At 67.2% G+C, this 24,416-nt stretch carries 17 protein-coding genes; 7 read left to right on the top strand and 10 right to left on the bottom strand.

Features of this window, described 5'->3' with window-relative positions; all coding sequences use genetic code 11:
• Positions 1-26: 26 nt before the first annotated feature.
• The 4 genes from VN461_05550 to VN461_05535 are packed head-to-tail and all read right to left on the bottom strand — an operon-like array spanning position 27 to position 3,361.
• The gene (locus tag VN461_05550; GenBank protein ID HXB54227.1) at positions 27-896 is read right to left on the bottom strand and encodes an ABC transporter permease; all 870 of its coding nucleotides are present in this window, start codon (positions 894-896) and stop codon (positions 27-29) included.
• The gene (locus VN461_05545) at positions 889-1,821 is read right to left on the bottom strand and encodes an ABC transporter ATP-binding protein (GenBank protein ID HXB54226.1); all 933 of its coding nucleotides are present in this window, start codon (positions 1,819-1,821) and stop codon (positions 889-891) included. The genes VN461_05550 and VN461_05545 overlap by 8 nt, the downstream gene beginning before the upstream one ends.
• Before the next feature lie 20 nt (positions 1,822-1,841).
• Positions 1,842-2,828, bottom strand: coding sequence for a hypothetical protein (locus tag VN461_05540; protein ID HXB54225.1), 987 nt, complete (start codon positions 2,826-2,828; stop codon positions 1,842-1,844).
• Positions 2,825-3,361, bottom strand: coding sequence for a sigma-70 family RNA polymerase sigma factor (locus VN461_05535; GenBank protein ID HXB54224.1), 537 nt, complete (start codon positions 3,359-3,361; stop codon positions 2,825-2,827). Before VN461_05535 ends, VN461_05540 begins: the two co-directional genes overlap by 4 nt.
• A 207-nt stretch (positions 3,362-3,568) precedes the next feature.
• Here VN461_05535 and VN461_05530 point away from each other — a divergent pair, with 207 nt between their 5' ends.
• The 4 genes from VN461_05530 to VN461_05515 all read left to right on the top strand — a co-directional run bounded on the left by VN461_05530 (position 3,569) and on the right by VN461_05515 (position 12,293).
• Entirely contained in the window at positions 3,569-6,670 is a 3,102-nt protein-coding gene (locus VN461_05530; protein HXB54223.1) for a hypothetical protein, read from the top strand.
• A 242-nt stretch (positions 6,671-6,912) separates the two neighbouring features.
• The gene (locus VN461_05525) at positions 6,913-7,983 is read left to right on the top strand and encodes an efflux RND transporter periplasmic adaptor subunit (protein ID HXB54222.1); all 1,071 of its coding nucleotides are present in this window, start codon (positions 6,913-6,915) and stop codon (positions 7,981-7,983) included.
• An 18-nt stretch (positions 7,984-8,001) separates the two neighbouring features.
• Entirely contained in the window at positions 8,002-11,112 is a 3,111-nt protein-coding gene (locus VN461_05520) for a multidrug efflux RND transporter permease subunit (GenBank protein ID HXB54221.1), read from the top strand.
• Positions 11,113-11,123: 11 nt separating this feature from the next.
• On the top strand, positions 11,124-12,293 hold the full coding sequence (locus tag VN461_05515) for a lactonase family protein (GenBank protein ID HXB54220.1): 1,170 nt from the start codon (positions 11,124-11,126) through the stop codon (positions 12,291-12,293).
• A gap of 19 nt (positions 12,294-12,312) precedes the next feature.
• Here the strand turns inward: VN461_05515 and VN461_05510 are convergent, their stop codons facing one another.
• The 3 genes from VN461_05510 to VN461_05500 form a co-directional block, all read right to left on the bottom strand.
• A complete protein-coding gene (locus tag VN461_05510) occupies positions 12,313-14,175 on the bottom strand; it encodes a glycoside hydrolase family 3 N-terminal domain-containing protein (GenBank protein HXB54219.1) in 1,863 nt (620 codons plus the stop codon).
• Between the two features lie 88 nt (positions 14,176-14,263).
• Positions 14,264-15,259 carry an ATP-grasp domain-containing protein gene (locus VN461_05505; GenBank protein ID HXB54218.1) on the bottom strand — a complete coding sequence of 332 codons (996 nt, stop codon included), beginning with the start codon at positions 15,257-15,259 and terminating at the stop codon, positions 14,264-14,266.
• A gap of 44 nt (positions 15,260-15,303) precedes the next feature.
• Entirely contained in the window at positions 15,304-16,392 is a 1,089-nt protein-coding gene (locus VN461_05500; protein ID HXB54217.1) for a putative zinc-binding metallopeptidase, read from the bottom strand.
• 186 nt (positions 16,393-16,578) lie between these two features.
• Here VN461_05500 and VN461_05495 point away from each other — a divergent pair, with 186 nt between their 5' ends.
• The 3 genes from VN461_05495 to VN461_05485 all read left to right on the top strand — a co-directional run bounded on the left by VN461_05495 (position 16,579) and on the right by VN461_05485 (position 20,043).
• The gene (locus VN461_05495; protein HXB54216.1) at positions 16,579-17,232 is read left to right on the top strand and encodes a DUF1080 domain-containing protein; all 654 of its coding nucleotides are present in this window, start codon (positions 16,579-16,581) and stop codon (positions 17,230-17,232) included.
• Between the two features lie 48 nt (positions 17,233-17,280).
• Positions 17,281-18,630 (top strand): Gfo/Idh/MocA family oxidoreductase, encoded by a 1,350-nt coding sequence (locus tag VN461_05490; GenBank protein HXB54215.1) that lies wholly within the window; start codon positions 17,281-17,283, stop codon positions 18,628-18,630.
• Between the two features lie 162 nt (positions 18,631-18,792).
• Complete coding sequence (locus tag VN461_05485; protein ID HXB54214.1) at positions 18,793-20,043, top strand: SGNH/GDSL hydrolase family protein; 1,251 nt, start codon at positions 18,793-18,795, stop codon at positions 20,041-20,043.
• Between the two features lie 38 nt (positions 20,044-20,081).
• Here the strand turns inward: VN461_05485 and VN461_05480 are convergent, their stop codons facing one another.
• From VN461_05480 to VN461_05470, 3 genes are all read right to left on the bottom strand, one after another.
• On the bottom strand, positions 20,082-20,585 hold the full coding sequence (locus VN461_05480) for a BON domain-containing protein (GenBank protein ID HXB54213.1): 504 nt from the start codon (positions 20,583-20,585) through the stop codon (positions 20,082-20,084).
• A 170-nt stretch (positions 20,586-20,755) separates the two neighbouring features.
• A complete protein-coding gene (locus VN461_05475) occupies positions 20,756-21,976 on the bottom strand; it encodes a hypothetical protein (protein HXB54212.1) in 1,221 nt (406 codons plus the stop codon).
• A 66-nt stretch (positions 21,977-22,042) separates the two neighbouring features.
• Entirely contained in the window at positions 22,043-24,388 is a 2,346-nt protein-coding gene (locus tag VN461_05470; GenBank protein ID HXB54211.1) for a tetratricopeptide repeat protein, read from the bottom strand.
• Between the last annotated feature and the right edge of the window lie 28 nt (positions 24,389-24,416).

The following is a 24,416-nucleotide window of genomic DNA, read 5'->3' as shown; positions in this document are numbered from 1 at the left end:
GCTCTCGGCCCGGGTGATGGACGGGCTCAAAGGTCCCGGGTTTGGAAGAGGCGCAGACCGGTCAGGAGGACGACGAGCACGTAGCTGCCCGCCCAGGCCACCATGGCGGGGCTGGGCACGGAAGCTGGCGAAAAGGGCGTGAGGTTGAGATCCCGGGCCAGCGGGGGCTGCATGTAGTGGGCAGCCAGCTGCCAGAGCGACTCGCTGGGGACGACGAGGCTGGCGGCGATCCCCAGGTAGCGCGCGGTCGGGTTGCCGAGAAGGGTACCGATCTGCTCCATCCAGCCTCCGATGAAGGCGAGGCCGTAGAGGCCCAGGACCGTCACCCCGTTCGTCAGGCTGGCCAGCCGGGTACCCCCCGCGACGGCCAGGGTCAGGAGTACCGTGCCTTCCAGAAGCATGAGCCCGCCTCCCCGCGCGGCGTGGGGCGGCGTATACCCGGCCAAGAGGCGGCTCACCAAGAACACTCCTCCCACCAGTAGCCCCTCGTAGAGGGCGAGGAGGAACCAGCAGCCGAGCCACTTCCCGAGGACGATGGCGCTCCGGGCCACGGGCTTGCTGCACAGCGTCTCGACCACGCCGGAGGCGATCTCCCCGGCTACGGTATCGACGGCCACGAGAATCGACGTGACCACGATGAGGAAGTTGGCGGCGTAGAGCCCAGCCATCACCACGAAGCTGATCATCAAGCGCTGTTGCCCCGGCGGCACCCGGGCCCGCAGATCTCGCAGGATGAAGAATAGTCCGGTCGCGAAGAGGGCGAGGAAGGCGGTTCCCAGGAGAAGCGCGGCGGCCAGGATTCGGCGCCGCCGGGCCTCCGCGAAGGTAAGGTGAGCCACGATGAGGACCGCACGCACCGCTCCCGGGCCCTTCGGGGAGGGAAGGGGGCTATCCATCTCCCGCGTCCCTTCCTCCCTGGTCCTCCCCGATCACCTCGAGGAAAACCGCCTCCAGGGACCGCCGCTGCGCGGCTAGGCGGTAGAGGCCGGCGCCCTGGCTCACGAGCCAGCGCGAGATCTCGGGCAAGCGATCCTCGCTCTCCACCCGGAGCCGCACCACGCCCCCCTCTTCACGGACGTCACGACCGAAGCGGCCGAGGCCCTCGAGCAGGGCAGGAAGCGAGCGGTCGACACGAATCTCCACCTCGAGGCCTTCCTCCGGCGTCGAGAGGGCCATGTCCCGCACGACGCGACCGTTGCTGACGAAGGCCACACGGTCGCAGGTGACCTCCACCTCTCCCAGCAGATGAGAGTTCAGGAACACGGTCGTTCCGCGGGAACGCAGGTCACGAATGAGATCCCGCACCAAGAGGCGGCCAAAAGGATCGAGCCCGGAGGTGGGCTCATCGAGGAACACAAGCTCGGGTTCTCCGAGCAGGGCTTGAGCGAGACCGATCCGCTGACACATTCCCTTGCTGTATTCGCGCAGGCGCCGGTGTCCGGCATCCCCCAGCTCCAGCCGGCGGAGGAGGTCGTCGATCCGTGTCTCCAGGACCCGTGAACGAAGGCCGAGGAGCCGCCCGTGGAAGCGGAGCAGTTCTCGCCCCTCCAACCACTCGTGGAAGCGGAAATGCTCGGGCAGGAAGCCGATCCGAGCCCGCGCGGTCGTGTCCCCCAGGGGGCGCCCCAGAAGCCGCCCAGAGCCCGCGGTCGGACGCACCAGCCCCAGCAGAAGCTTCACGGCCGTGGTTTTCCCCGCCCCGTTCGGCCCCAGGAAGCCGAAGACTTCCCCCCGGGGCACGCTCAGGGTGAGGTCCCGGACGGCGGCCTTGGGGCCGAACTCCTTCCGAAGGCCGCGGGTCTCGAGGGCGGGTTCGTTCACGGCAGGGTTCCGAGCGCCCTTTAGTGGACGGACTGGGCCATCTCAAGGATCTCCATGCCGTTGCCGGGCCCCTCGACGGCAAAGACCCGGTCCCCCTCCGACCACAGGACCACCGACTGCGAGCGGCCGCCGGGGCGTGTTCCGTCCTTCGGCCGGCGGTAGGAAGTCACGAGAAGGCCTCGTCCACCGGGCACCTCCACCTCGCGGAAGTTGGCTCCCTCTGCGGGCACGGGTACCAGGACCGTGCTCCGCCAATCGATTGTGCGGGCAAAGATGCGCGCCTCCTCCGCGGACATGCCGGCCATCTCGAGGCCGATCTCCCCCAGCCGCACCAGGTCCACCCCCTCCGGGAGCTTCACCACCGGGCTCCGGGCCTGGAGGAACACGAACTCGTCTGTACCCCTGCGGTAGGCCATCGCCACCACGGAAGGCGCTTGCACCTCGACCGTCGCTCGGTCCCACTCCGGCGGGATCGCGACATCCGTCACCCCCAGCGCCCGGGCGAGCTCCTCCAGCTTGGCGGCGTCGAGGGTGATTCGAAAGGCCCCGGGATGTTGCAGCCGGACTTCGGCCAGGGTGGCGTCCCGGGGGAGGGTGGCCGGCCGCTTGAGGACGAGGCCGGTGAGCTGCGCCGCTACTTCGGGAGTCTCCACGACCTCGGGCCCCGCGGCGGGGGTGAGAACCTCTACCTGCTCGCCAACCAGGGTCTTGAGGTCGAGCTTGCCCTCCCGCAACCGGGCCAGCCGCTCGGGATCCACGGGGACAGCCGCGAAACGCTTCACCCGAAAGAGGTCGAGGAAGCCGCGGGCGGCCGCGCGCACGGGCGGAAGGCCCACCAGCGAGACGATCAGGGCCAGGAGGGTGGCCCCGACTAGGAGAGGCCCCCCCGGCCACCACGCCCGCCGGGCCTTTTTTTCCGCGTCGATCGTCTGTAGACGATCCCAGAGCTTGTGGGTGAACTCCGGAGGGGGATCCTCACGAAAGCCGGAGAGAAAGTCGTCGTTCACGGTTTTCCTCCAATCTCTTCCCATCGTGACCGCAGCGAAGTCACCACCCGATGAAGGATGGTCCCCACGTTGGACTCGCTGAGGCCGGTCAGCTTGGCGATGGCGCGGTTGGTGGCGCCCGCCCCGTATTTCAAGGCCAGCAGGCTTCGGTTTCGCTCGGGCAGTTCGTCCAGCAGGGCCGAGAGCCGCGCGAAGTCGTCCCGGCGGAGGACAGCCGCCTCCGGAGAGTCGTGGGCGGCGTCCCCCTCGCCGATCGGGACCTCCGGGCGGCTCTTGCGGAAGTGATCCCGGGCGACGTTGCGGGCGATCGCGAGCAGCCAGGTCGCGGTGCGGGCTCGGTCCCGGCGGTAGCGATCGCGGGCACGCCAGGCCTTCTCGAAGGTGAGCGATGTGAGGTCTTCGGCGGTGGGCCGGTCGCCGACCCGGTAGCGGAAGAAGTTGAAGACTCGCGGCAACTCCTCGCGGTAGACCGCCTCCCAATCCAACTCGCCCCGGCGCGCGGCCTGGGGAAGGAGCCATTCCAACGGTCTCACGCCTGCCATTCCCTTGTATATACGGACAGAGCGCGAAGGTATCACAGGCCGCGATGGGGACACTCCCCGGCGAGGCGGGAGCAAGGCCGAGCCCGGGACCAGATTCCAAACTGGTCCGCGGCGTAAATGATCCAATGACTTGGAGGGGCCGTCGGGCGGCAGAGGTCGTTGCTATTGGATATACTCGGGCCCCGCGGAGAGATTCAAATGCGCCATTTGCTTGTCCCCGTCTGTGCCCTCTGCCTCGGAGCCGCCCTGGGGCAAACGCTTCCCGCCGAACCCTTGCCGCCGGCAGTCTTCTCCGATCTGCGCTGGCGCAACATCGGCCCGTTTCGTGGAGGGTGGTCAACCTGTGTGGAGGGCGTCCCTGGGCGGCCGGACGTCTTTTACTTCGGGGCCGCGGTGGGAGGCGTGTGGGAGAGCGACGACGCGGGTCGCACCTGGGAGCCCCTCTTCCAAAACGAGGCAAGCGCGAGCGTGGGAGCCCTCGCCATCGCACCCTCGAACCCGAGGATCCTCTATGTCGGGACCGGCCAGACCGATACCCGCTACGACATCGCCTCCGGCCGCGGCATCTATCGCTCCGACGACGGGGGCAAAACGTGGCAGCCGCGCGGCCTTGCCGACACGCGCGCTATCGGTCGCATCGTGGTCGATCCCCGAAGCCCGGACGTCGTTCTCGTCGCCGCCCTTGGTCACATCTTCGGTCCCAACCCGGAGCGCGGGGTGTTCCGATCGGAAGATGGTGGCAAGACCTGGCAGAGGGTTCTCTTCGTGGATGAGAACACGGGGGCCGTCGATCTGGCCGCGGATCCGACCGACCCCTCCGTCGTCTATGCGGCGACGTGGCAGGTACGGAACTACCCATGGCTTTCCTACTTCCATGCGGAGAGGGGGCCCGGGAGTGGTGTCTTCAAGTCGGCCGACGGCGGCAAGACCTGGAGGCGGCTCTCTGGAGGCGAATGGCCGACGGAGCCACTGGGCCGGATCGGCCTCGCCGCCGCGGCCGGAGGCCGCATCTACGCCGTGGTCGTCATGCGAACCCGCGCGGGAACGCTCCTGCATGCGGGCGAGACAAACGCGGGGGGCGGGCTCTACCGCTCGGACGACGGCGGCACTACGTGGAAGCGGGTCAGCCAGGCGGATTGGCTCGAGAGCGATTATTTCGCCCGCCTTACCGTTGATCCCAGTAACCCCGATCGCATCTACGCCATGGGCCGGTCGGTACGGCGGTCAGATGATGGGGGCCGGACTTTTCAGATCGTCAAGGGCGCTCCCGGCGGGGACGACTACCACTACCTGTGGATCAATCCGAAGCAAGCAGATCACATGGCGGTGGCCAGCGACCAGGGCACCAGCGTCTCCGTCAACGGCGGGCGGACCTGGAGCACCTGGTATAACCAGCCCACGGGCCAGTTCTACCACCTGGCGACCGACGAGCGCTTCCCCTACTGGATCTACAGCGGACAGCAAGACAGCGGCACAGTGGGGATCGCGAGCCGCAGCGAGTACGGTGCCCTGAGTTACCGCGAATGGCATCCCGTCGGCGGGGAGGAGCGGGGGTACGAGATCCCTGATCCCGGCGATCCCGAGACCGTCTACGGAAGCGGACTCGGCGGAGATCTCACCCGCTTCGACGCACGGACCGGACAGGTCGCCGCCATATCTCCTCACCTCGAGAGCACTTACGGAAGGCGTCCCACCGACGTGAAGTATCGCTACACCTGGATCGCGCCCCTCGCCGTATCGCCGCGCCCCCCCTACGCTCTCTTCGCCGCGTCACAGTACCTCTGGCGGTCAGCAGACCGCGGCCACTCCTGGGCGATGATGAGCCCGGATCTGACGGGCGCGGTGCCCGACGCCAAGGGGTGCGGGGGCGAGATCGGCCTAGGGAATGCTCGCCCCTGCGGCTTCGGCGTGATCTTCACCATCGCGCTGTCGCCTTCTGGCGACGACGAGATCTGGATCGGCACCGACGACGGCCGCATTCAGACCACACGCGACGGGGGCAAAAGCTGGAGCGACGTCACTCCGGGGGGCCTTTCCCCCTGGAGCAAGGTGAGTACGCTCGACATCCCGCCTTTCGATGCCGGAACCGTCTACGCCGCCATCGACCGCCAGCGCCTCGACGACTTCACCCCCCACGTTTATCGCACCCACGACCGAGGCCGGACCTGGACCGAGATCGGGGCCGGCCTGCCGAAGGACAGTGTCGTCAGCGTCGTGCGCGCGGACCCCGTGCGGCGTGGACTCCTCTACGCGGGCACCGACACGGGGGTGTTCGTTTCCTTCACCGATGGTGAGGGATGGCAGCCCCTGCAGCTGAATCTGCCCACGACCTGGGTGCGCGACCTGCTCGTGCACGGCAACGACCTGATCGCCGCCACCCAGGGGCGTGCGCTCTGGATACTCGACGATGTGGCGCCCCTGCGGCAGGTGACGCCGGAGACCGCGAGTAAGGGCGCGCTCCTGTTCCCACCTGCGGACGCATGGCGTCGGAGACGGAGCCAGAGCCGGGACACGCCCCTCCCGCCGGAAACCCCTCTGGGGAAGAACCCGCCGGAGGGTGCGGTTCTCGACTACTTCTTGGGAGCAAGCGCGCGGGGGCCTGTGACCATCGAGATCATCGATGCAAAGGGGAATCCCATCCGCCGGTTCTCGAGCGAGGACTCACCCCCGCAGCTGAACGCCGTGCCCTACTTTGTCGAGGGATGGTTGAAGCCGGAGGCGACCCCCGCCGCCAGTGCTGGCCATCATCGCTTCCTTTGGGACCTGCGCTACCCCCGTCCCCGAGCGGCTCGCTACGAGTACTCGATCGGCGCCATCTGGGGCGAAGGTATCCCCCTCCAACCGGAAGGTGCGCTCGCCATGCCCGGACAGTACTCGGTGCGCCTTTCCGTGGACGGCCAAAGCTTTACGCAGCCGCTGACGCTCCGGATTGACCCGCGAGTCCGCGTCACGCCGGAAGCGATCGCCGAGCAGTTCGGGGCGGCCCGCCGCGCCTGCTCTCTACTCGACCGCTCGTCCGCCGCGCTTGAAGAGACCCGGGCGTTCCGTAAGCGGCTGCTTGCCGCCGGGAGGCGCCCCCCGGCAACCTCCCTCGAGAAGGAAGCGGCGGAGCTGGAAGAGGGAGAGGGTGGCTTCGCGCGTCTCAGCGCGAGGCTGGACGCGGTGTGGCAAGCGATCGACAGTTCCGACGGAGCCCCGACCGCGCAGGCGATGATCGAGCTCGATGCCGCCGGGAAGGATTTCGACGCCCTGCTCGTTCGCCAGAGGAAGCTGGGTTCCGTCGACGATCGATCACGATGACGCGGGTGGAGCCCACTCCTGGGATGGCGCTGGCGGTTTCGGGCCTCCGGCTGTCGAACCCAGGGGGCCCGAGGGCTCCTTATACCGCAACTCGGGGTTGGCCGCTCGAGTGCGTTCCCGCGTTCACGTGCTCGCGGCCAGGAGCTGTTGGCCAGCCGCCGGACCGCATGCTAGTTTACTGGGCTATGCTGCCAAGGGTATCGCCTACCCGGAGTCTCCCGCGGGGACGCTTCGCTCACGCGGTGACTCTGCCCGCCCTGAGTCTGGGCCTTCTCGCCATGGGCTGCTCCGGAGATGCCGCCAAGAAGGTTCAGGCCCAGGCTCCTCCCGGGATTCCCGTCAAGATTGAAGTGGCGCAGTCCGTGCCCGTCGACGACAGCACGGAATATGTGGCCACCCTCAAATCCCGCGACTCGGCCGTGATCATGCCCCAAGTAGAGGGGCCGATTACCCAGATCTTCGTCCGGTCGGGCGACCATGTTTCACCCGGATCGCCGATACTGCAGATCGACCCCGCGAAGCAGGAGGCCGCCGTCAAGAGCCAACTCGATACGCGCAGCGCCAAGCTGGCCAGCGTGGAGTTCGCCAAGCAGCAATATGAGCGGGTCAGCCGGCTCCATGCCGAGGGCGTCACCAGCGGGCAGGACCTGGATCAAGCGAAGTCGGCTCTCGACACGGCCGGGGCCGAGTTGCAGTCCCTCGATGCGCAGGTGCACGAGCAGCAGGTGCTGCTCCAGTACTATCGCGTGGCCGCTCCGCGCGGCGGCATCATCGGGGACATCCCCGTGCGGGTAGGCGACCGGGTTACCGTTTCCACCATCCTCACGACCCTGGACGAGCCGGGGAGCCTGGAAGCATACGTCTCGGTGCCGGTGGAGCGTTCCCCGCAACTGCGCCTGGGCATGCCCATACAGATCGTGGACAGCACGGGCAGGGTCCTGGCCGACAGCCGGCTCCGCTTCCTCTCCCCGGAGGTGGACAACCAGACCCAGACCGTGCTCGTGAAAACCATAATCGACAACAAAACAGGCGCGCTCCGCACGGCTCAGTTTGTCCGAGCCCGGGTCATCTGGGACACGCACCCGCGGCCCGTGATCCCGGTCCTGGCGGTTTCACGCAACAGCGGTCAGTACTTCGCTTTTGTGGCGGAAGGCAAAGATGGCTCGCTGGTGGCGCGGCAGAGGCCGCTCCGCATCGGCGAGATCGTCGGCAACGACTACGTGGTCATCGAAGGAATCAAGCCCGGGGATCGGGTCATCGTCTCCGGAACCCAGCTCCTGCTGGATGGAGCCCCCATAACCCCCCAGAGTTAAGAGGGTCGGGCCTGCCCCATGTTCGTCGACTTCTTCATAGGACGACCGATCTTCGCGACCGTCTGCGCCCTGCTCATCATCCTGGCGGGGGCGGTGGCCATCCCAACCCTGCCCATTGCCCAATTCCCCAACCTGGCCCCTCCCCAGGTCATCGTGCAGAGCAACTACATCGGCGCCAGCGCCCAGGTGGTGGAGACGGCCGTGACCACGCCCCTCGAGCAACAGATCAACGGTGCGGAGGGGATGAAGTATCTCACCTCCACCAGCGGCAACGACGGCACCACCGCCATCACCGCCACCTTCGATCTGGCGCGGGACCCGGACCTGGCCGCGGTCGACCTCAACAACCGGGTAAACATCGCAATGGGTCGGCTCCCCAACGAGGTCAAGCAGACCGGTGTGGTCGTCACCAAGACCTCCAGCAACTTCGTTTTCGGCGCTGCCGTCTACTCGGAGGATAGCCGCTACGACACCTCCTTCATGAGCAACTACCTCGACGTGAACGTCAAGGACGCTCTGAAGCGGGTAAAGGGCGTGGCCGACGTCTTCATCTTCGGCGAACGCAAATACTCGATGCGGCTGTGGCTCGACCCCGTGCGCGTGGCCAGCCGCAAGCTCACCGCCTCCGACGTGGTGAGTGCCTTGCGCGAGCAGAACGTCCAGGTGGCGGCGGGACAAGTGGGCCAACCCCCGGCGCGACCGGGACAGGCGTTCCAGATCAGCGTGCGCGCGGTGGGCCGGCTGACCGAGCCCTCCGAGTTCGAGAACATCATCCTGAAAACGGCCGAAGATGGAACCCTCGTGCGCATGAAGGATGTGGGCCGCGCGGAACTCGGAGCGGAGGACTACTCTTCTGACCTGCAGTTCAACGGCCACGACGCGGTAGGGATCGGCATCACCCAGCTCTCCAACGCCAATGCCCTGGCCGTGGACCGCGCGGCCTTGGCCGTGCTGGACCGCCTGTCCAAGCGCTTCCCTCCCGGCATGCGGTACCGAGTCGCCTTCGACACCACCGACGTCGTTAACGAATCCATCCAGGACGTGCTCTTCACGCTGGGGGCGGCGATTGGGCTCGTAATCTTGGTGATCTTTGTCTTCTTGGAGGACTGGCGCAGCACGGTGATTCCCGCCGCCGCCATCCCCGTCTCCCTGGTCGGGACTTTCGCCTTCGTGAAGCTATTGGGCTTCTCTATCAACACCTTGACCTTGTTCGGCATTACCTTGGCGACGGGACTGGTCGTGGACGACGCCATCGTGGTGATCGAGAACATCCAACGACACATCAGCGAGGGACAGAGGGATCCCCGCCGGGCGTCGTCGGCCGCCATGAAGGAGGTGACGGGTGCGGTGATCGCGACCTCTCTGGTCCTGGTGGCGGTGTTCCTGCCCGTGGCCTTGTTTCCGGGTACGACCGGGATCCTGTTCCGCCAGTTCGCGCTCACCATCGCCTTTTCCATCTCGATCTCCGCCTTCAATGCCCTCACCCTGACCCCCGCCCTCTCCGCCCTCCTCCTCGGGCGTGCCCCGAGCGAGAAAGGATGGTTTTTCACCCGCGTGGACAGGATCATCAAGAGCGTCACCGATGGCTATCGGGTCTTCCTGCAGCGCTTCCTGGGCCGTCCGCGGCTAGCCGTCGGGATGTTCCTGGCGGGGCTGGGTCTCACCGGGCTGGTCTACATGAGAGTGCCCAGGGGCTTCGTACCGGACGAGGACCAGGGCTGGGGCATCGTGATCGTGCAGGCGCCGGAAGGGGCCTCGCTGGAGTACACGAAGAAGATCGACGGGCAGGTGCGGGCCGTCCTGGAGCAGATGCCGGAGCTGGACACTGTTTTTGCCATCTCCGGCTTCAGCCTCAACGGCACCGCCCCGAACCGCGGGTCGGTGTTTTTCGGTTTGAAGCCCTACTCACAGCGGCGCGGAGCCGCCCATTCGGCGGAGGCCGTGATCAACCGGCTGCGGGGACCCTTCGGCGCGATCTCGGGGGCGATCGTCATTCCGTTCCTACCCCCGGCCGTGCAAGGCCTCGGGAACTTCGGGGGCTTTCAGTACGTGGTGCAAGACCAGGGCGGGCACCCCCTCGGCGAGCTGGCCAAGGTCACCCAGGACGTGGTGCGGCAAGGCAATGTGACCAAGGAGCTGGGTGGACTCTTCACGAGCTACACCGCCTCAGATCCGCAGTTCGTCCTGACCATCGACCGGGAGAAGGCCAAGGCGGTCCACGTTCCCCTGCAGCAGATCACAGACGCCTTGCAGGTCTACATGGGCTCGGCCTATGTGAACGACTTCGACTTCAACAACCGCTCCTACCGAGTCTTCGTGCAGGCGGACCGGCAGTTCCGCTCCGAGCCGCGGGACATGCGGCAGTTCTACGTGCGCTCCGACAAGGACATGATGATTCCGCTCGACAATCTGGTGCGGCTCACGGAGGACTCGACGCCGCAGGTGATCACCCACTACAACCTCTTTCGCTCGGCGGAGATCGACGGCTCGGCGGCGGCGGGCCACAGCTCCGGAGAGGCCATCGCGGCCATGGAGGCGCTGAGCGGTAAGGTGCTTCCCCAGGGCTTCAGCTATGAGTGGACGGGCCTGTCCCTGGAGGAGCTTGAAGCCTCGGGCACGGCCGCCGTCTTGTTCGGCCTGGGCACGCTGGTTGTCTATCTGACTCTCTCCGCTCAGTACGAGAGCTTCGTCCTCCCGTTCATTGTGCTGCTGGCCGTGCCCATGGCCCTGCTAGGTGCGGTGGGAGGGCAATGGATCCGGGGCCTCCAGAACGACGTCTATTGCCAGATTGGTCTGGTCATGCTGGTGGGCCTGGCCAGCAAGAACGCGATCTTGATCGTGGAGTTCGCGGAGCAACTGCGGGCGCGAGGACTCTCCATCATGGAGGCAGCGGTCGAGGCGGCCCGGATCCGGCTGCGTCCCATCCTCATGACTTCGCTTGCCTTCATCCTGGGCGTGCTGCCCCTGGTGGCGGCGCGCGGAGCCGGCCAAGCGGGCCGGCGCTCGGTGGGCACAACCGTGTTCGGGGGAATGATCGCCTCAACCCTCCTCAACCTGTTCTTCATTCCCGTGCTCTACCTGGTGATCGAAGGAGCCCGGGAGAGACGGCGAGCGCGGGTGGACCAGTGAGCATTCGGGGCGTGATCCGAACCCGGGCCGCCCTTGTCGCGGTCTCGATCGCCCCCTTCCCCCCCGCCGCGGTCGTGGCCGCCCCCAGCCCGAAGGCGGGCGCGGTCAGGGTCTACGTGGGCACCTACACGTCGGGGGAGAGCAAGGGGATCTACCGCCTCCGACTGGACCTGGCCACGGGCACCCTCTCCCTGGCCGGCGAGCCGACCGCAGCCAGAAATCCCTCGTTCCTCGTCCTCCACCCCACGGGAAGGTTCCTCTATGCGGTCAACGAGATTGGAGAATCCCGAGAGGACAAAGGCGGTGCGGTCAGCGCCTTCGCGGTCGATTCCCGGACGGGGAGCTTGACCTTCCTTAACGAGCAGCCCTCGGGAGGGGCGTCGCCCTGTCACGTCTCCCTCGACAAGCCAGGGCGTCACCTTCTGGTCGCCAACTATTGGGGCGGGAGCGTCGCCGTCCTTCCCCTGGGACCGGACGGACGCCTCGGCCCCGCCAGCGCGCTGGTGCAGCACGAGGCCGCGAGCGGGGCCGCCCCTTCGCGGGGGGGCCCGCACGCTCACTCCATCGACCTGGACGCCGCCGACCGCTTCGCGGTGGTTGCGGATCTGGGCCTCGATGAGCTACTCGTGTACCGCTTCGACCCCGCGCAAGGGACGCTGGCTCCCAATCAGCCACCGGCCATACGGCTCGCCCCCGGAGCGGGGCCGCGCCACTTCGCGTTCCACCCCGGTGGAACCCACGGCTACGTGATCAACGAGCTGAACTCGACGATCACCGCCTTGGCCTATGACGCGGGGGCGGGCATTCTGACCGAACTGCAGACCCTCTCCACCCTGCCCGTCGGCTTCGCTGCCCGCAACTCCACCGCGGAGCTGGTCATCCGTCCCGACGGAAGGTTCGTGTATGGCTCGAACCGCGGCCACGACTCCATCGCCATCTTCTCCGTCGACGCGGGTACGGGGAGGCTCACCCCCCTCGGTCATGAATCGACCCGGGGCCGGACCCCCCGCAACTTCGCGATCGATCCTACAGGGGCGTACCTTCTGGCCGCCAACCAGGACTCGGATTCCATCGCCGTCTTTCGAATCGATGCCGAGAGCGGACGGCTGACCCCCATGGGCAGCCCCTTCCGTGTCCCTCGGCCGGTCTGCCTGCGCATGGTCCTAGCGCCCCCGGAATGACCCGAATTGCCGGCGGTCTTCAGTAGCTGAGACCGAAGCCGCGGGCGAAGAGAGGGTCGGAGGCTTGGCCCGTGCGATTGAACGGGAGCTGGCCCTCGGAGCGCGGCCACGAGAACGAGAGCTTTCCGGTCGGCTTGTAGTCCCCAAAGAGGACATCCGCGACGCCTTGCCCCTCGGTGCCGGGGAGCCACGCCGCCACCAAAGCATCCGCCATGGTCAGGGCATCACCGAGAACCAGGGGGCGCCCCGAGATCAGGACCACGATGACGGGAATGCCCGCCCTCTTGAGGTTGGCAATCGCCTCCCGGTCCTCCTTGACCAGGGTCAAGTCCTCCCGGTCGCCGAAGAATTCGGCGTAAGGCGTCTCCCCCACCACCACCACGCCCACCTCCGCCCCCGCGGCCCCCGTGCCGTCTTTGGCGTAGGTGACCTCCGTCCCCTTCCCCACCGCACTCCGCAGCGCCTTCAGCACGGTGGTGCCGGTGGTGGGAGCGCCGCTGCCCCCTTGCCAGCTGATGGTCCACCCGCCGCACTGGTTGCCGAGGTCGTCGGCGTTCTTCCCCGCCACGTGGATTCTCCTTGCTGCCTTCGAAATGGGGAGCGCCCCCTTATCGTTCTTCAAGAGGACGAGTGACTCGCGGACGGCGCGGCGGGCGAGGTCCCGGTGCTCGGGGGAGCCAAAGCTACGGTGGAGGCTCCGGTCGGCGAGGCAGGAACGCCCCGGCTCGAGGAGGCCGAGGGCGAACTTGCTTCGCAGGATGCGCGTGACCGCGTCATCGATCCGCGATAGGGGCACTTCTCCCCCCGCTACCAGGCTCTTCAGGGTCGTGAAGAACTCCTTGTAGCGGCCGGGAACCATCACCATGTCCATGCCGGCATTGATCGACTGGCGGATCTGGCTCCGGTAGTCCCCGGGCAGGGCGTCGAGGGCGTTGTAGTCGGAGATCAGGAACCCCTCGAAACCCAGCTCCTCCTTCAGGATCTCGGTGAGCAGCCGTTTGCTGCCGGAGCACTTCTCCCCGTTCCAGCTGCTGAACGACGGCATGATGGAACCCACCCCCGCCTCGATGGCTCTTGAGTAGCCCGCCAGGTGGATCCGCCGGAGTTCGGCCTCGCTCAGGCGGACGTCCCCCTGGTCGAGGGGGAAGCGCCGGCCGGGAGAGGCGTCGTCTACCCTTCCCGTGCCCCAGGCCGTGCCCCCGTCGCCCACGTAATGCTTGGCGCAGGCCAGGACACGGAGCGGATCCTTGAGATCCGTGCCCTGGAAGCCACGAACAGCGGCCGCCCCCAGCTCGCCGACCAGTTCAGGATCCTCGGAAAAGCTCTCGTAGGTCCGCCCCCATCTCTCGTCCTGCACCACCGCCAGGCAAGGAGCGAAGGTCCACTGGATGCCGGTGGCCCTCACCTCCTGGGCGGTGATGCGGGCGATGTCCTCGACCAATTTCGGGTCGCGGGTGGCGCCGAGGCCGATGTTGTGCGGGAATACGACGGCGCCCAGGACCTTGCTGTGGCCGTGCACGGCGTCCACCCCGTAAAGGATGGGGATGCGCAGACGGGTCTTGAGGGCATGGGCCTGGTAGCGGTCGTACATGTCCGTCCAGTCCTGGAGGCTGTTGGTCTTCGGATCGGAGTTCCCACCGGAGAGCAGCGATCCCAGGAAGAGGGTCTCGATGTCAGTCTCATTCGCGAGCTTGTCCTGCTCGGCCTGGGTCATCTGGCCGATCTTCTCCTCGAGCGTCATGCGGGCCAGAAGCGCTCGGGCCTCCCCGTCGTAGGAGGAGAGGCGCCTCCTTCCACCCGGGCCGGCCGGCGAACTGGACGACGCGACCCCCACGGCGAGGATCGCGGCGAGCACGACTACGATGGGTAGACAAGTCTTCATCCAGCCTCCTCAATCGTCCCCAACCCTACTCGCCTGTCGCCGGGTGCACAAGCTGTGGGCTTCGGGCGCTCGCCGGCCAGTGAGAGCGCTATCCCAGGCGCGTGGGCTCCCAGCGCAGACCCAGGTTCAGGATGCGCTGGATCAACTCGGGGTAATCGATGCCCGCTTTACGGGCCGACTGGGCAAAGTCCTCGTCGTGGGCCAGCTGCGGGTTGGGGTTGGCCTCGACCACGTAGGCCTGACCCGCTTCGGTCATGCGGAGGTCGATGCGGGCGCAGCCGCTGAGCATGAGGTTGCGGTAGACGCGCTTGCAGACGTCGCGGATCCGGTCCTCTAGCCCGGAGGGCAGGTCCTTGGCCTCGCCGCTGTCGATCCCGTGCTTTTTCTGGTAGCTGAGGCTCCACTTCAGCCGTTCGGTGGCGATCTTGCGCACCTCTTCCGGAAGGTTCTTGAAATAGAGCTCCCAGATGGGTAGCACCTGTAGCCTCTCGTTGCCCAGAACGCCCACGTAGAGCTCCCGTCCCTCGATGTAGCGCTCCACCAGGGCGTCCGTGCCGATGCTCTCGTGGACGAAACTAACGCGCTCCTCCAGCTTCGCGTCGTCCTCCACCACCGAAGCCTGGGAGATGCCGATGGACGCATCCAGGGTCAGGGACTTCACAAAGAGTGGAAAAGCGAGGCGTTTGGGTCGTCGGAAGCGTCGCCCTCGCGGGGCCACCACGAAATCGGCCACCGGTATGCGGTGATAGGAGAGAAGCTTCTTGGCGATGGCCTTGTCCCGACCCAAGAGCAACCCCCGTGAATTGCAGCCGGTGTAAGGCACCTTCAACAGCTCGAGATAGGCCACCACATTCTGGTCCCAGGTGGCTACATCGTCGAAGCCTTCGAGCAGGTTGAAAGTGATATGGGGCTTGAAGTCGGCGACGGCGTTGCGGATATCGGACAGGTTTCCGCCCACGCCCAGGGGCTGCACTTCGTGGCCGAGCCCGCGCAGGGTGGAGACCACGTCGTACTCCATCTTCCACTCCGCCCCCGTCAAGTCCACGCCCTTGACGTCGTCCGGGGGGACCAGGCTTTCCTGCATGAGGGCCAGGACGCGCAGCTTCCTCCTGGGCCCCGACCGCTTCTTCACAAGGGCACCCGGTGGCGACCGCTATGTAGGTATTTCATGGTTTGCACGGTGAGGAGCACCGCGAAGTCGACCTTGGCTTCGTCCTCCGGTCCCGAGAGATGGAGCTTCAACTCCCGGCAGCGGGCGATCATGTCCCCCAGGACCTGGTCGATCGTGTAGGAGTACTCCCCCGTCCAGCGTCGCACCCGCCGCCGCAAGTCCCGGCGATGGCGGGCCAGGAATGAGGCGGCGGTGGGCTTGCCCGCGTGTTCAGGAGCGCCGGAGAAGAGGCGGCGCAGGTCGCGCTCGTAGAAGTCTGGGTGGTCGACGCCGTAGTGCTGGCGCTTCTGCTGGTAGTGCTCGTGCAGGGTCTTGCCCAAGGTGGATAGCAGCTCGGGGCGCTGCCGGGAGCGGAGGAGGGGCAGCTTGGGTCCGATCTCCCGCATCAGCTCGTCCACGTATTCCAGCTTGCGCATGGCCGGCCAGCCCGCGTAGCGCGCGCGCCAGTCGGAGCCCGGTGTGAGCCACACCGCGAAGGTCTCGGCAAGGTCCTCGTCGGGGTGGCTTTGCGCGTACCAGGACTCGAGATGGATCACGTGGCTCTTGCTGTAGGGTCGGGGCGCGTAATGGTCAGGGTATGGCTGCGAGGTCTTGCCGAAGAGCTCCTGCCGGCGGCGGCGCAGGCGCAAGCGGTAGGCGTTCTCGAGGGCATGGCCAGTCTCATGGCGGAGGATGCGCAGGCACCACTCGGGGGTGCCCCCCTCCACCTCCAGCATCTGGTTCTGCTCCAGGCGGGCCAGGCGGGGGTGGGCCAGGTAGAAGGGGATGGCGATGCCGGGGACCCCGTCGGGGGTGAACCACTCATCGGAGAGCCAGGCGTGGGGTCGGAAGCGGAGCCCATGCTCGGCCAAGTCCCGGTACAGCTCCGCCATGCGCTCCTCGAGGCCGCTCCCCTCAACCTGCAGGTCGAGGTCGCACATGCGCAGGCCCAGCAGCCTCTCGTCGTCCCAGCCTTCCCAGACGGCCGGGAGAAGGGCCCGCCGGGAACGGCCGCGGGCGGGACGGCGTTCCCTCGCGGGGACCGCATTGGACAAGGGGGCGTTCACGCGGTCAGGCTACGATGGCCCGCCAGGACCGTCAACCGGCCTGCCCGCCCTCCTGCTCCCGCCTCCTGTCCCGTCCCCCGCGCATGCAGGCGATTGGGAGTTGTGTTATCGTGCCGGGTCTTTCCGGCACCCCTCTCGTGGAGAGATCTTTGTCTCGGGTGAATTCCTTCGGTCCGAGGTAAAGCCATGCGGAATCTACTTCTTCTTCTCCTGGCTGCCCTCCCCGCCCTTTCGCTGCCCGCTCAGCCCGATCCCTGGAGACAACTCTTCAACGGCAAGGACCTGACCGGCTGGAAGCATGTCGGCCCCGGCGGGATGACGGTAGAGGAAGGCCTCCTCCGGACCCACGGCGGCATGGGCCTCCTCTACTGGACAGGCGGCAAGCTGGGCAATTGCGTCATCCGCGTCGTTTACCGCATGCGCGACCACAATGACAACTCCGGGGTCTTCGTCCGCATCCCCCTCGAGCCCCGAGAGGCGTGGATGCCCGTGCACTATGGCTACGAAGTCCAGATTGACAACGAGCCCGAGAACTCAAACGAAGATGATTACCACGTCACGGGAGCCCTCTACTCCCTGACCAAGCCCTTGGCCCGGCCCGGCAAGCCCGGGCCGGAGTGGAATACGATGGAAATCACGCTGGAGGGACCCCACACCTTGGTGGTCCTGAACGGGGTGACGGTAACCGACTACACCGAGGGCCAAGCGGTGCCGCCGCGCAAGTTCGACTTCGAGCCACATCGCGGGCCACGCCCTCCCGAGGGCTATATCGGACTGCAGAATCATAGCGACAACGACGTCGTCTTCTTCAAGGAAGTCGCGATCAGATCACTGAAGTAAGAGTCCCCGCGCCGCGCGTGGCCGGCGGGACAAACCAGGAGCGCGCCCATGAAGACTGGCTCTTCTCGCCGTGAGTTCCTGCAAACAAGCACGGGGGTGGCGGGCGTCGTGCTGGCCTCCCGACGGATCCTTCTCGAGCCGGAGCCCGCTCCGGGGGCCCCCACACCCGTGCCCGCGAGCGACCGCCTCCGCTTCGGGATGATAGGCGTCGGCATGCAGGGATCCGGGTTGCTGGCGAAGGCACTCACGTTGCCGGGGGTGGCTTGCGCGCGAGCCTGCGATCTCTATGATGGCCGCCATACCCTAGCCAAGGAGATCGCGGGCCCCGGGCTGCCCACCACGCGCCGATACCAGGAGCTGCTCGCGGACAAGGAGATCGACTGCATCGTCTCCGCCGTTCCCGACCACTGGCATAAGCAGATCGTCATCGACGCCCTGAGCGCGGGCAAGGACATCTACTGCGAGAAACCGATGTCCCACTCGGCCGCCGACGGCTTCGAGATGGTAGCCGCGGGTCAGCGCAGCGGGCGGATCGTCCAGGTCGGCTCTCAACGCACGAGCTCCGTGGTCTGCGCCAAAGCCCGGGAGCTGGTCGCCAAGGGGGTCCTGGGAGACCTGTGCATGGTGGAAGGCTCGCTGGGTCGCAATGACCCCGGCGGAGCCTGGGAGTATCCGCCCCCCCCCGATCTGTCTCCCTCCAACCTGGATTGGGACACCTGGCAAGGTGCCGCACCCCGACGACCCTTCGATCCCAACCTCTTCGCACGCTGGCGCTGCTGGAAGGAGTACGGCACCGGCGTCGCCGGCGACCTGATGGTGCACGTGATCAGCGGAATGCTCTACGCATGGGGGATCAACGAGCCACCGAAACGCGCCCTCGCTCTGGGCGGCATCCTGCGATGGAAGGACGGGCGGAACATGCCCGACGTTCACGCCTCCCTCTTCGAATACGGAAACGTGCCGGTGTACATCCGCTTGACCTTGGGCACGGAGACGCCCGAGGTCGTGCGCTTCCTGGGCTCCAAGGGCATCCTCGAGCTTACCGAGCGCGGCGTCACCTACTTTCCGCAGTCGGGCGAAGCCACCGGGCCCAGCTACTATGCTTCCGCCTTCCCCCGGGCCATGCGGGAGGAGTACTTCGAGAAGTGGCACCAAGACCACGATCCCCAGCCGGGCAGCGAGCAGGCGCTGGAAGGCGTCAGTTACCAAGGGCCCTCCTACAACGACGTGCGGCCCCATCTCTGGAGGTTCTTCCAGGCCGTCAAAACGCGCCAGGGCGTGGTCCAAGACGCGGTCTTCGGTCATCACGCCGCCCTCGCCTGCCACATGGCGAATGAGTCCTATTTCCGTAAGGGTGCGGTCTACCTGGACTCGGGGACCAAGAGCATCAAGAGCTAACCCGCCCCGAGGGGCGCGGCTCGCGGCTTCTCCCGGCCCTGGCCCCCTCCGAGACTCGGCAAGGGTACGGGTGTCCAGGACCGGCGCCGGCTCCGCACCGCGTCAAACCCGGGATAGAATCGCCCGCAGTCGCCGTAGAGCTGCCCTGGAAAGAGAGGACTCATGACCGCGACCCGCGTGGCGTTGCTGAGCCTGCTCCTGGCCCCTTCCCTCGCCCACGGGCAAGGCTTTGCCCTAAAGGACGGCGACCACGTTGTCTTCTACGGCGACGACATCACCGAAGACGGCCAGTACGCCCGCGCGGTGGAGGAGTACGTGGCCACCCGCTTCCCGGCCTGGAACGTTGACTTCTTTTACGCGGGGGTCAGCGGGGACAGGGTTGGCGGTGGCGATGCGGGCTCCATAGACCTCCGCCTGGACCGGGACGTGATCGCCGCTCACGCCAACGTGGTCACGATCATGCTGGGGATGAACGACGCGGGCTACCGCCCATTCGACCAGGGCCTCCTTGACGTCTACGGGCAGGGCTACCGGAAGATTCTGGGTCGGCTGGCGGAGGCCCTTCCCGGAGCCCGGCTGACTCCCCTGGGGCCGTCGCCCTTCGACGATGTCACGCGTCCGCCCGCCTTCGCGGACGGCTACGGCGCGGTCTTGCGGCGTTACGGGAAGTTGATAGAGGAAGTTGCGAAGGAGCGGGGGGTCACCTTCGTGGACCTCGGCGCGCCCCTGCAGACCGGTCTCGAGAAGGTGAACAAGGTGTCCCCCACCCTGGCCCGAATGATCATCCCCGACCGCATGCACCCGGGTCCGACGGGCCACCTGGTCATGGCCGGCGCCCTGCTCCGAGCTTGGAACGCACCCCCCTTGGTCACCCTCGTGGAGATCGACGCCACCGCGGCCACGGCACACCTCGTCCGGGCGGAGAACACGGAAGTGACGGGGCTCCTGGCCAAGGAGCTCACGTGGACTCAGACGGACAGGGCGCTGCCCCTGCCCGTCCGGTTCGGAGACGCCGACGTCGATCTGGCGGAGACGGCGGGGGCCGGTCTGGAGGCGCTCGACCAACAGGTCCTGAAGATTACCGGGCTCTCCAAGGGGAGCTACGAGCTCCTGATCGACGGGGTTTCTCTGGGACGCTTCTCGGAGACGGAAATGGCCCTGGGCGTGAACCTGGCCACTAGAGAGACCCCGATGCTGAAGCAGGCGATGGGGGTCCGGTCGGCGGTCCGCGGTCGCCCCCCGGTGCAATTCGTCCGGCGGCGCCTCCTGGTAACCGCGGACAAAGACTCCAAGTTCGCTGAAACCGCCACTGCCTTGGAGGGCCTCGACGCTCGGCTCCACCAAGACCAGCGGGCCCGGGCCATCCCCACCCCGCGCCGCTACGAGGTGCGACGGTCGTACGCCCTCCGCTAAGCGTTGCCTCCTACGCCCGCCGCGGTCGGCCGGTCCCGCTACCTCGTCGCAATCGTGAGAAGGTTGCGGACCCGGTAGCCTTCGGCGTTTTCCCGGGCGACTTTCTCCGCTGCTGCTCTCTGGCCCCCGGTCGGCACCGTGCCGCGGAGGGTCACGGTCCTGGCCCCGGCGTCCGTGTCCACCTCGATGTGGGAAGTGTCGATGTTCCTGGCCGCCACGAGGTGGGCCTTCACGTCCACGGTTTGCTTCACCGACGCCGCCTCGGAGGCCACCTCCTTGGCACCCGACTTGACCTTCTCCCCCACATCCTTGGCGCCCTCGGCAACCTTCCCCCCGACCTCTTTTGCGGCCTCGCTGATCTTGGCCCCCGTCTCCTTGGCATCCGCGCTAATCTTGCGGGCGATCTCCTTGGCCTCCTGCTGGGCCTTCTCCGCATTCTGCCGCGAGTCCTCCTTGACGCCTTGGGCCGTGTTCCGGCAGGCGGGCGCGAAGGCCAGGGCCGTCGCGGCCAGTGTTCCTAACAGTGCCCGATAAACCTTCATGACTCTGACCTCCTTCGCTCCGGAGCTCCCGGTCCCACCCTCTACCCTAACCCTAAATCCTGCCGGGCAATGGCGCTGTGATCATGAACACGAGAGCGGCGGTCGCGGGTGGGCGACGCCCCCGCCCCTGGCTGATCGATCAGGGAAGGACCGCGCGTTCAGGGCGCCCTTCATTTCGTGCCCGGACGATCCGGTGGTGGTTCCGGGAGCGCCGAGCTTAGAGGCACGCCCCGCGGCCGGCGCCGGTAGAGAGCCGCTTGGGCGCCGAGCCAGAAGAGAGCCATCGCCGCCACCACCACGAGATTGGTGGGCTGGTACATGCTCATCCCGATCTCAGCGAACCGCTGCTGGGAGAAGAACAGCCCCTGCAGGACCACCGCCCCGGCGAGGAGGGGCACGGTCGGGAGGCGCGCCTCCGCCACGAGGTCACCCAGGTTGCGCAGCGCGGCGGGGAGGACCACGGGCAGCGTGTAGGCAAGCTCCCGCTCGGTGTTGTTGGCGAGGAGGAGCAAGGCATAGAAGAAGGCCACTACCGCGACCTGGTCGTAGTGCCGACGGGCCACCTGGAGGAGCCGGCCCGGGAAGAGGAACAGCATAGGAAAGAGCACCCCCAGGGAGCCCACCGTGAGCAGGTAAGGCTGGTTGTCGCTCAGGTGCCGGAGCCGGAAGGCCGTCGTCTCCGCGATGTCAGCCAGGAAATTGTCGGGCTGGTTGGGCACGATGAGGATCCGCAGGCCCACGAAGATGGCGAGAGGCAGCGCGCCCAGCGCCAACACCCGCGCCCCCGCCCGCGTGGGCGATGCCCCGCGCTTGAGTAGGTGGAGGAAATAGTACGGATAGACCGCGACATAATTCTCGCGCACGAAGGCGGCGATCACGCTTGGCACGTAGAGGGCACGGGAGCGTCCCTGCCGGATCCAAAGGAAGGCGAGGGCCATCAGGAAGAGGCAGGCGGCATCGGTCATCCAGTACTGGTACTCGTACCACCGGACAGCGCCTTGGGTGAGGCCCACCAGGCTCAGGCCCGCCAGCCGGTAAGGGAGAGAGAACCCCAGCGCGCCCAAGTAGGCCCAGAGCGCGAGGAGGAAGCCGAAGAGCGACGCATTGGTGATCAGGAAAAACGCGAGGTTGAGGTCGAGCCCGGCGCGGTTTAGGAGCCGGGCCAGCTCGGGAACGAGGATCCGCCAGCAATACGTCGACTCATGGGCCAGCTGGGGTCGCCCCTCTGGACCGCGCGCCATCTCGATATAGCGGAGGTGGTCTAGCTCCTTGACCTGCTTAGGCTTATGGAGAAAGCCCAGTCTTGACGAGACCGAGAGTACGTTAACCGCGAGGATGAGCAGACACAGCAGGACGCCGACGCAGACCCTGTAGGATCGGGTGAGGGTCACGGGCGCCAATCATGACCGATTGGCGGCGCCGGGGGCAACTTCGATGCCGGCGTGCTCCCCGCCACGTTAGCGGCGCTCGGATTCCAGCTGCGCGAGAAGCCGGCGAAGCCGGGGGTCCTGAGGGGACAGCCCCGCGAGCTCCTTCGCGTAGCCGATCGCTTCCGAGATCGAGCCCCGATCGCGGCTCATGGTGACGAGAGCCAGCAAGACCTCGGAGTCGCGGGGGTGAACTCGGTGTATCTTCCGCAGTACTTCCAGGGCGCGATCAACCTGACCGGCGGACTGGAGGGCCACGGCATAGACGTAGCCGAAGTGAGGTTGATCGGGACCCAGCTCCGCCGCGCGCGCCAGGAACACGAGGGCCTCGGGGAGGCGCTTCTGCCTGACGAACCAGAGCCCGAGCGCCTGGTGGAGGCCGGGGTCGGTGGGCGCCGCCGCCAGTCCTCTGCGGAGCGATCGCTCCCCCTCCAGGTCTCGACCCTGGCGTCGGTAGAGGTCGGCGAGGTTGGCGTAGATCGGCGGGAACCGCGGATTGAGGCGCAGCGCGGTCAGGTACTCCTGTTCCGCCTGCGCGAGCTCCCCCATCTCGAGGTCCAAGGTGCCCAGGTTGAGGTGGGCCTCCGCCCGGTCGGCGGTGGCAAGCTGGGCGGCGCGGTACTCGGCGAGCGCCGCCTCAAGCGCCTTGCCCTGTTGGGGGCTCAAGCCCTCGCGCGGCACCAAAACGAGCTGCCGAGCAGCGTCGATGCGCACGGTCCGGAGGGGGTCATTGAGGAGGGGAGCCACGGTGCGCAAACGGACGTCGGGCGGAAGGCCGTCCGCCGGCCCCAGCGCAGCCATGCGCACCAGGGGATCGGGGTCGCGGAGGGCCTGCTCATCGGCCCCCTCGGTGGCCGCCCCCGGGTATCCCTCCAGGAGGGCGACGGCGGTGGCGCGGGCGATCCCCGGTTGCCCCGCGTCCCCGGCAAGACCAGCCAGGAGCCGCTCCGCCCCCGGCAGACCCGCCCGTCCCGCGTGGAGGGCTTCGCCGTAGTGGGGCGGGCTGGGTGACCCGCGCCGCCACCATCGAGCCGCGACCTGCGCCGCCCAGGCGGACGAGCGGTCCTGGTGGCACTGGTTGCACGCGTTGGGAGTCCCGATGCGCAGCGAGAGGTCGGGCCGGGGGACGCGAAAGCTGTGGTCACGTCGGGGGTCGACGACCATGTACCTCCGGGGAGCCATGTGGCACGCGACGCAGCTGGCCCCCCCTGAGCCCGGTCGATGAAAGTGATGCGAGGGGGTGTTGAATGTCTCCTCCCGGTGGCAGCGGGCGCAGACCGCGTCGGGGGAGACGGGTATCTTAAGGCTATGCGGGTCGTGGCAGTCACTGCAAGTGACACCCGCGCGAAACATCTTGCTCTGCAGGAAGGATCCGTACTCGTAGACCTCGTCCTTGATCTGGCCGTCCGCGTGGTACAGGGCGTCCTCGAGAAGGGCCGGGCGGTGTGTGTCGAGAAGGGGCTGGCCAAATACGTACTCCGCGCTCACCACCGAGCGGCGGGAGTGGCAGCGGGCGCATGTCTCGACCTCGGTGTGCGACACCCGCGGCCGGCTGCGCTTCGCGATACCGCGCGAGAGGTCGAACTCCCAGGTGGCGGGAACCGGTTCCTTCAGCCTCACGACCAGGCCATTGCGGGGGTCGTCCTTCTTCCTTCGGCCGGCCCTGACCGCCTCAGCCCAGTCGAGGTGAGCGGAGCCGGGTCCATGGCAGGCTTCGCACGACACGTTGATCTCGGACCACGTCGTCTGGTACGTGTCCGTTGCCAGCTGGTAGCCCTTCCTCACGTTGGTCGAGTGACACTCGGCGCACATGAAGTTCCAGTTCTGGTAGGGGCCCGTCCAATGAAGAATATCGCTGGGCAGGATCTCTTCTTCTGGGTGGAGGTGGAACCAGCGCTGTCCGCCCTCCTTGAGCGGCCTCGTGTCCCAGCAGATGGTCAGGGCCTGGTAGCGGCCGCCGGGGAAGGCGATCAAATACTGCTGCAGGGGGTAAACCCCGAAAGTGTAGGCAATCTCGTACTCGTGCAGCGCACCGTCGGGTCCGTCGGTCCGGACCAGAAACCTGTCGTTCTTCCGGTAGAACGTGGAGGTCACGCCGTGGTACGTGAATCGACGGCCCCCAAAGTCACCGAGCACGGTTGTCGCGTCTGCCACCTGCATAGCAAGCTCGTGGTGCGACCCGCGCCACCGAGCTTCCTCCTGGGGGTGGCATTTTGCGCAGGCGGGGCCGCCCACGAAGCGGGCGGGCTCCGCCGGGGGCAACTCCCCGCCCGATACTCCGGGGTAGGGGGCGGCCGCGTGCGCTATCCACCAGGCCACGAGCCCAATCGCCGCCGCCCCTCCCGCGACGGCCGCACCGAGGGCCTTCTTGCTCATCGGCGCCATCATAGCGGCACGCGTGTCC

This window comes from Vicinamibacteria bacterium (assembly GCA_035570235.1).
Lineage (GTDB): Bacteria > Acidobacteriota > Vicinamibacteria > Fen-336 > Fen-336 > DATMML01.
This window is presented reverse-complemented; position numbering and strand designations above follow the sequence as displayed.

Bases quoted from the DNA above. Each gene is read 5' to 3' on its own strand.
- VN461_05550 (HXB54227.1), bottom strand. From the start codon at position 896: ATGGATAGCCCCCTTCCCTCCCCGAAGGGCCCGGGAGCGGTGCGTGCG.
- VN461_05530 (HXB54223.1), top strand. From the start codon at position 3,569: ATGCGCCATTTGCTTGTCCCCGTCTGTGCCCTCTGCCTCGGAGCCGCC.
- VN461_05520 (HXB54221.1), top strand. From the start codon at position 8,002: ATGTTCGTCGACTTCTTCATAGGACGACCGATCTTCGCGACCGTCTGC.
- VN461_05510 (HXB54219.1), bottom strand. From the start codon at position 14,175: ATGAAGACTTGTCTACCCATCGTAGTCGTGCTCGCCGCGATCCTCGCC.
- VN461_05505 (HXB54218.1), bottom strand. From the start codon at position 15,259: ATGCAGGAAAGCCTGGTCCCCCCGGACGACGTCAAGGGCGTGGACTTG.
- VN461_05495 (HXB54216.1), top strand. From the start codon at position 16,579: ATGCGGAATCTACTTCTTCTTCTCCTGGCTGCCCTCCCCGCCCTTTCG.
- VN461_05490 (HXB54215.1), top strand. From the start codon at position 17,281: ATGAAGACTGGCTCTTCTCGCCGTGAGTTCCTGCAAACAAGCACGGGG.
- VN461_05485 (HXB54214.1), top strand. From the start codon at position 18,793: ATGACCGCGACCCGCGTGGCGTTGCTGAGCCTGCTCCTGGCCCCTTCC.
- VN461_05480 (HXB54213.1), bottom strand. From the start codon at position 20,585: ATGAAGGTTTATCGGGCACTGTTAGGAACACTGGCCGCGACGGCCCTG.
- VN461_05470 (HXB54211.1), bottom strand. From the start codon at position 24,388: ATGAGCAAGAAGGCCCTCGGTGCGGCCGTCGCGGGAGGGGCGGCGGCG.